At 27.2% G+C, this 7,072-nt stretch carries 9 protein-coding genes and 1 pseudogene; 6 read left to right on the forward strand and 4 right to left on the reverse strand.

Going from position 1 to position 7,072, the window contains the following annotated elements:
* The 4 genes and pseudogenes from KGF42_RS18300 to KGF42_RS18315 form a co-directional block, all read right to left on the reverse strand.
* Positions 1-268, reverse strand: a pseudogene (locus KGF42_RS18300) (IS5/IS1182 family transposase); the annotation flags it as partial.
* Between the two features lie 156 nt (positions 269-424).
* The gene (locus KGF42_RS18305) at positions 425-904 is read right to left on the reverse strand and encodes a hypothetical protein (protein WP_227826835.1); all 480 of its coding nucleotides are present in this window, start codon (positions 902-904) and stop codon (positions 425-427) included.
* Between the two features lie 46 nt (positions 905-950).
* Positions 951-2,456, reverse strand: coding sequence for a recombinase family protein (locus tag KGF42_RS18310; RefSeq protein WP_227826836.1), 1,506 nt, complete (start codon positions 2,454-2,456; stop codon positions 951-953).
* A gap of 200 nt (positions 2,457-2,656) precedes the next feature.
* Positions 2,657-3,511 carry an AraC family transcriptional regulator gene (locus tag KGF42_RS18315; protein ID WP_227826837.1) on the reverse strand — a complete coding sequence of 285 codons (855 nt, stop codon included), beginning with the start codon at positions 3,509-3,511 and terminating at the stop codon, positions 2,657-2,659.
* Between the two features lie 258 nt (positions 3,512-3,769).
* Between KGF42_RS18315 and KGF42_RS18320 the strand changes: the two genes are divergently transcribed.
* The 6 genes from KGF42_RS18320 to KGF42_RS18345 form a co-directional block, all read left to right on the forward strand.
* Positions 3,770-4,051: a hypothetical protein gene (locus KGF42_RS18320; protein WP_227826838.1), complete on the forward strand. Its 282-nt coding sequence runs from the start codon at positions 3,770-3,772 to the stop codon at positions 4,049-4,051.
* Positions 4,052-4,407: 356 nt separating this feature from the next.
* Positions 4,408-4,923: an RNA polymerase sigma factor gene (locus KGF42_RS18325; protein WP_227826839.1), complete on the forward strand. Its 516-nt coding sequence runs from the start codon at positions 4,408-4,410 to the stop codon at positions 4,921-4,923.
* Positions 4,920-5,681 (forward strand): hypothetical protein, encoded by a 762-nt coding sequence (locus tag KGF42_RS18330; RefSeq protein WP_227826840.1) that lies wholly within the window; start codon positions 4,920-4,922, stop codon positions 5,679-5,681. The genes KGF42_RS18325 and KGF42_RS18330 overlap by 4 nt, the downstream gene beginning before the upstream one ends.
* A 37-nt stretch (positions 5,682-5,718) precedes the next feature.
* Positions 5,719-6,585 (forward strand): ABC transporter ATP-binding protein, encoded by an 867-nt coding sequence (locus tag KGF42_RS18335; RefSeq protein WP_227826841.1) that lies wholly within the window; start codon positions 5,719-5,721, stop codon positions 6,583-6,585.
* A 20-nt stretch (positions 6,586-6,605) separates the two neighbouring features.
* On the forward strand, positions 6,606-6,749 hold the full coding sequence (locus tag KGF42_RS18340; RefSeq protein ID WP_227826842.1) for a hypothetical protein: 144 nt from the start codon (positions 6,606-6,608) through the stop codon (positions 6,747-6,749).
* Between the two features lie 76 nt (positions 6,750-6,825).
* Positions 6,826-7,072 (forward strand): helix-turn-helix domain-containing protein (locus KGF42_RS18345; protein ID WP_227826843.1); only part of this gene is annotated, 247 nt, incomplete at its 3' end.

Genomic DNA, 7,072 nt, shown 5'->3' on the forward strand with positions numbered 1-7,072 from the left:
ATGCTTTCTCTATTTCTCTTGAAGAATAAATACAGTTCATGTTTGCATATATTATAATTTTCAAAAGTTGTCTAGGGGTTACTCTATTTCCTCTAATTCGAGAATAAGTCTTATATAGTTTTTCTAAATTCATCTCCTCAATAATTTGACTTAATAACCTTACAGAATCATCTTTTGGAATCATGTAATCAATATTTAGTGGTAATTTAAATTGATAATTATCACCATAAGTAGTATAATCAATTTGTATAGTATTTTGTTTTTGCATACAATTATTATACAAGAATCCCAGGCTCTTTTGAACTTGGGATTTATTTTTTTTATACAAAAAAGGGCGTAGCACTATTTTTTAGTGCGACAGCCCCATTTTTATTAGTTTTTATTATATAATTAAGAAAATATTTAGTTAAGGTTAAACATATATTTATTTGATATTTTTTATAGAGTTATTGGCAAACTCAGTGTTTACGATATCTTTATAAGGTGCTTCCTTATCTAATTCCTTAGCTTCTTTCATAACAGACATTAATTTATTTAAGCCTTCTTCTTTTAACACAGGATTTTGAGACCATGCATCTATTGATTTATATCTATCTACAACTGTTATTAAGTCTTCTAAAGATATATCTTCAAAGAAGGGTTGCATAGCCTTAGCTATTTCTTTACTAGGTGCTTGTTGAACCCATAGTTGGCCTTTATAAACAGCGTTTGTAAATCTCTGAATTAAATCTTTATTATTTTTCATATATGATCTTGTAGTAGAGTAAGCTGTAAAAGGTATTTCCCCAGAGTCTTTTCCTATAGATGTAACTATATATCCACTACCTTCTTTTTCCATAGCTGTTGCTGTAGGTTCAAATGCTGTTGTAAAGTCGCCCTCTCCACCTGCAAAAGCTCCAGCCATTACACCAAATTGGTAATCAGTCTAATTATAACATCAAAATATGTAATTAATTTCTTGGGATATTAGGGTAGAGTATTAAAGAAAAATCATCAGATTTTTGATTAGGTTCTTTTTTGTATACAGCATAATTGATTACAGTTTTAAGCAATATGTTTTTTAGATACGGTTCTTTCTCCTCTGTATATTCACTTAAAATTTTTTCAAGTTGAGGAACAATTTGTGTTTTAACTTCATTTTTTTCTTTTTCTAGTTCAATATCTATATTTGTTTTATTTATAGAATCTTTCACATTTTCTATGCGAGATGTGATTATTTTTAAACGTTCCATAAATGTATTACTATCATAAACTCCTTGTTCTAAAAAATCATGTAATCGTTCTTTTTGTTTTTCTAAACTATCAAATTCCTTATTTAAACTTATCAGGGTACGCTTTAAAGTGTCTTCAAATTTCAAATTGTCTTTTTCTTTTTTTAAAGATAGGCTATAATTTATTAACCATTTATTTAAGACCTCTAATATTTTATTTTCCAATATATATAATTTAGTAGCTTTGTTTTTACAATTAGTACATACCATATATTTCTCATATCCACTTGATGTAGTATTTGATTTGGCTACTAAAGTATGATTACAGTATCCACATTTTACAATCCCAGCTAATGGATTAGTTATTTTATTGTTTGGAGTAGGAGAATTACTACGTTTTTTTCTTATGTTTTGTGCTTTATTCCATATGTCTTCACTTATTATTGGTTCATGTTTTCCCTTTACTTCAATTTGTTCTTCAATTTCTCTTGTTCTACTAGAATTTCTCTTTCTATCAACTTTATTCCATACTATGTACCCACAATATACTTTGTTTTTTATGATATCTCTTACACCTTTTTCATACCAAGTTCTACCTGTTGTAGTCTTATAACCAAGTTCATTTAAATAGTTGGATATTTTACAGGCACCATCTCCTTTTAAATACATATCAAAGATTATTTTAACAACAGTTGCTTTATCCTCATTTATTACAAGTATTCTTTCTTTATTATTTAAATATTTAATATCATATCCATAAGGAGGAGCTTGAGCTATAAATTTACCTTCTTCAATACTTTTGATTTTTCCTCTCTGCATACGCCTAGAGATTAATTTTAATTCCTTACGAGCCATAAAAGCTTCAAATTCAGAGTATTCCTCATCAAATTCATCATTTAAATCATAAGTTTTTCTAGGAGTAATAATTTTTGTCTTAGATTTTTTAAATGCATCTAATATAAGTCCTTGGTCTTGCATATTTCCACGACCCAAACGGTCAATATCCATTACTAGAACAGCATCATAGTTATTATTTTTAATTTCATCTAATAGTTCTAGCATCTTAGGTCTATATTCTACACTTTCACCAGAAACAAGTTCTTCTTTAATGTCAATGACATTTAAATTTTGCTCTCTTGCTAGTTTTAAAAGAGTCGTCTTATGTCTACTTAAAGTCTCAAATTCACCCCTATGTTCTGCTTCTTCATCAGCTCTACTTTTGCGTAAATAAATTGCCACATTCATTAAATCACACTCCTTGAATATATTATATTCAGTAGCAAGTTGATTATATTTAAAACACAAAAAATAAACCTTCAAAATACAGAATATATTTTGCAGGTTTATTTTTATATGGTAATTTTGATAGTATATTTAAAATCTTATAATTTAGGTAAGTATTTATACTACTAGTTTCATATCTTACTCAACTTTTAAATTTTAAACTATTTTTTTACAACAGGTATCCATACTTCAAATTTAGCATTTTGAGGGTCTGGATTTAAGTAAAGTTCAATATCAGGACCATTATCATATTCATAACCAGAAGTAGGTAACCATTCTGTTATAATACGCTTTTCTAGTTCTTGCATTGCCTGTGGGCATTGTCCCTCTCCAGAAAATATTGCCCAAGTAAAAGCTGGAACAGTGTATTCCTCCAATGTATTATCTATAGATTTTGTACTTGAAACAGAGATACAATACTTCCATTCTTCTGAATTATTACAAATACTTATACCTAATACACCTTGAGGTTGACTATCCATCATAGATATTAGCTTTTGAAGTGTTCCATCTAAAGCAACTTTTTGCCACATTTGAGGAACAATCTCAAAATTCTTTTCTAACTCAGTGTGAAGTGGTTGAGATACACCAACTATACGAAATGCTTCTTTCTTTTCAATTCTATAATTCATTTCTTCGGCTCCTTTAATACTAATTTTAAAGCTGATTGGTGGAAATGCTTTAAAAGTTGTTATTTCTCCTTTTTTTATAACTGATGGAGCAACACCATGAATACTTTTAAAGGCACGATTGAATGCCGTTGGAGAAGAATAACCATATTTTAAAGCTACATCAATTATTTTTTTATCATCATTTTGTAGTTCTACAGCCGCTAAAGACATTCGTCTACGGCGAATATATTCAGAAAGTGGTACATCTGCCATATAAGCAAACATCCTTTGAAAATGATATGTAGAACAACAAGCTATTTTTGCCACTTGTTCATATTCAATTTCTTTTGTTATGTTTTCTTCAATATAGTTAATTGCTTTGTTTAGTCTTTCAATCCATTCCATAAAATCAGCTCCTTGTAATTTATATAATATATTTTTTTTAATAGTCCATCCTCTCTTTTTATGCACAAATTAGCTAGCTTAATAAAGATAGTATATCATATTTCAGTGTTTAATTTTTATATGTGGTAGCAATGTTTATAGTTCGTTATTTTTTGCAATTTATGTTTAATCAATCTGAGTTTAATTGGTCAATTATAAATATTGATTGAGAATAGGACAATTTTTAAGATACATAAAATATAAAAAGGGGGGATTTAAATGTCAAAGATAGAAAGAGACTTAAATGGTACAGTTACTATAACATACTTTAATGATGATATAGATGTTCCAACAGACAAAAGTGGTTATAAAATATCCATGACAGTACTACATGGAAATACCATATGCCATGTAGTATCTCCTGAAACAATCTTAGGAAGAAAGTTTACATTAGAAGAAAAACAAGAAAAAGATACAATAATATACGAAGCAATAGAAAAAATTATGTTGGATAAAGAATTAAAAATACAAAAATCAGGTAAAGAAGTTGCTAATAATTAGCACTTCTTTATGAAATTATTCAGGACAAGTATTCTAATTAATAAAAATTTGTTTTTAATAATACTATAATATTCATACTTTTTTTTGCAATTATAAAAGTTATATAAGATGACAGGAATAATTTATGTTATTTAAATCACATTTACAAATATAAAATTCTTTAGCTTTTAAACTATAAATATTTAGGGGAAGAATATTTAATTTGATATAATAAGATTATTTGTATATGTATTACTAGTATAGGTAATAGTTATAGAGCTATGCTTAAAAATAATTATAAAAATGGTAAATTAAATTTTTTAATACTGACTTTTTTATAATTTAAATCGTTATATATAATGACGGAGGTGATAATAGTGAATGATGCTCGGATTATATCCCAAATAAAAGCAGGAAAAAAAGAATTGTTTGATACTCTAATAAAAAAATACTATGATAGTATCTATTGTTATTGTTATCGCCATGTAGACAATAAAATGACTGCACAAGATTTAACTCAAGATGTATTTGTAACAGTTATAAAGAATATAAGCGATTATAAACACTATGGTAAGTTTGAAAACTATTTATATGTTATTGCAAAAAACAAGTGTAAAGATTTTTGGAAGAAAAAACAGCCAATATATTTAGAGTCATTAGATAAAGAAATATCAAATCAAGAATTATCTGATGTAGAAAATAAAATATTTGTAAAAGAAGCTTTGACTAAATTACCAGAAGTAGAATTTGAAGTAATAATTTTACGGTATTACCATGATTTGAAATTTAAAGACATTGCTAAGATTATGGATTCAAGTGTCTCTGTTACAAAGTATCGGATGAATAGAGCATTAAAAAAACTAGAATTATATCTGGAAGGGGGTAAACTATGAATAATAAAGAAATAAAAAAAAGTCTACAGGAGTATAAAGTTCCAAAATATGATGTTTCAGCTTTTGAAAAGACTATTAAAACTATACATGAGTTAACACTTACTAATGCTGATAAAAGGATGAATAGTATAGATTTTTTTATATCTCAAATTGGTTTTATACGAAAAAGAACTTGGATTATACAATTTCTAGTACTATGTACAGTATGTATATTTTTATTTAGTACGTCAGCAGATAGTAATTCATTTTATAATACTTTATCCTTGATTTCTATAGCATCACCACTTTTTGTACTAACAAACATAGAAGAATTATCAAAAGTATATAATAGTAGTATTTTAGAAATAGAATTCTCAACAAAAAACACATTACATAAAATTATTGCTACTAGAATGCTTGTATTTGGAGTAAGTGATTTATTGTTTATGTTTATTATCTTAATATCTGCAAAACAAATCATCGATGTAGACATCCTGTATATAATAATTTATATACTAGTACCTTTTAACTTAATGTGTATAGGATGTATGGAAATTATAAATAGAAACAAAGGTAAGCATACAAATTATTATTGTATGATATATGGTGTATCTCTTGTATTATTAATAGTTACACTGAGCAGTTTTAGAAATAGCATATATCAATTTGAAGTAATAAACCAATGGTTAATTGTTTTTCTAGTAACATCAGTAACATTAATATATGAAATAAGAAAAACATGGAGACATCTTTGTTCATTTGAAAATATTATTATCTAAGTAAAAAATAAGAATATACAGTATCAGGAGGGATAGTATGGAGCTAAGCGTGGAGCGTTTAACAAAACAGTACAACAATAAAATTATAGTAGATAAAATTGACTTTAAATTAAATGAGGGTATATATGGATTTTTAGGAGAAAATGGGGTAGGAAAAACAACCCTTATGAGAATGATTTGCGGAATATTAAGCCCATCATCTGGAGAAGTAAAGGTGGATGGTAAAAATAACTTGGATATGGGAGAAGATTTTAGAGATATGATTGGATACCTTCCTCAAGACTTTGGATATTATCCAGATTTTACTGCTAAAGAATTTATGCTATATATAGCTTCATTAAAAGGATTAATGCCTAGATATGCAAAAATAAAAACACAAGAATTATTAGAAATGGTAGGATTATCAGGGGTAATTAATAAAAAAATAAGAACATTCTCTGGAGGTATGAAGCAAAGGCTAGGATTTGCTCAGACGCTTCTTAATGACCCTAAAATTCTAATATTAGATGAGCCAACAGCAGGGCTAGACCCTAGAGAACGAGTTAGATTTCGTAATTTAATTTCAGAGTTTTCTAAGGAGAAAATCGTTATTTTGTCTACTCATATTGTATCTGATGTAGAACATATTGCAGATAAAATTTTAATAATGAAAAATGGAAGCTTTATTTTAACTGGTTCAGTAGAAGAAGTAACTTCAAAGATAAAAGATAAAGTATGGAAATGTATAGTTAATGAGAATGAAATAGATTATATGTCTGATAGATATTGTTTAGCAAATATCCAGCATTCTGGGGGCGTTGCAAATCTTAGAATTGTAAGCGATATAAAACCACATGACAATGCATGTAATTTAAAACCAACTTTAGAAGATTTGTATTTATATTGTATTAATGAAGTACTATAAATATGTATAAGGAGATAAGTATGTCTACATTAATTAAATTTGAGTTAAAAAAAATAATAAAAAGAAAGTCTACAATAGCAGTTATTTTAGGAAGTTTATTGTTAAGCATCATTCTTTTTGCGTTAATGCCAATCCAAGAAAAGGCTAATGATGAATTAGTATAATCCCCTTATAGTAGACATTTAAATAAAAGGCCATTATAATAGGTCTAAAAAGTGTATACTCTAAGGGGGTTTTTCTATGTCTAAAAAATACAAAAAATATAGCAAAGAACTTAAACTAAAAGCTGTAAACTTATATATAAAAGAAGGATACTCATCATACAAAATTGCTGAGATGCTGAATATAAGAAGCAAAACCCAAGTTCAAAACTGGGTAAAAGATTATAAAAATAAAGGTAAAATTGCATTTAATGAGGAAACTAGGGGCAGATTTAAAAATATTAGTCTAGAAAATGATAATAGAATATTTAAATCTGTTGAAGAAG

It is taken from the genome of Clostridioides sp. ZZV15-6383, assembly GCF_020657735.1.
GTDB lineage: Bacteria > Bacillota > Clostridia > Peptostreptococcales > Peptostreptococcaceae > Clostridioides > Clostridioides difficile_D.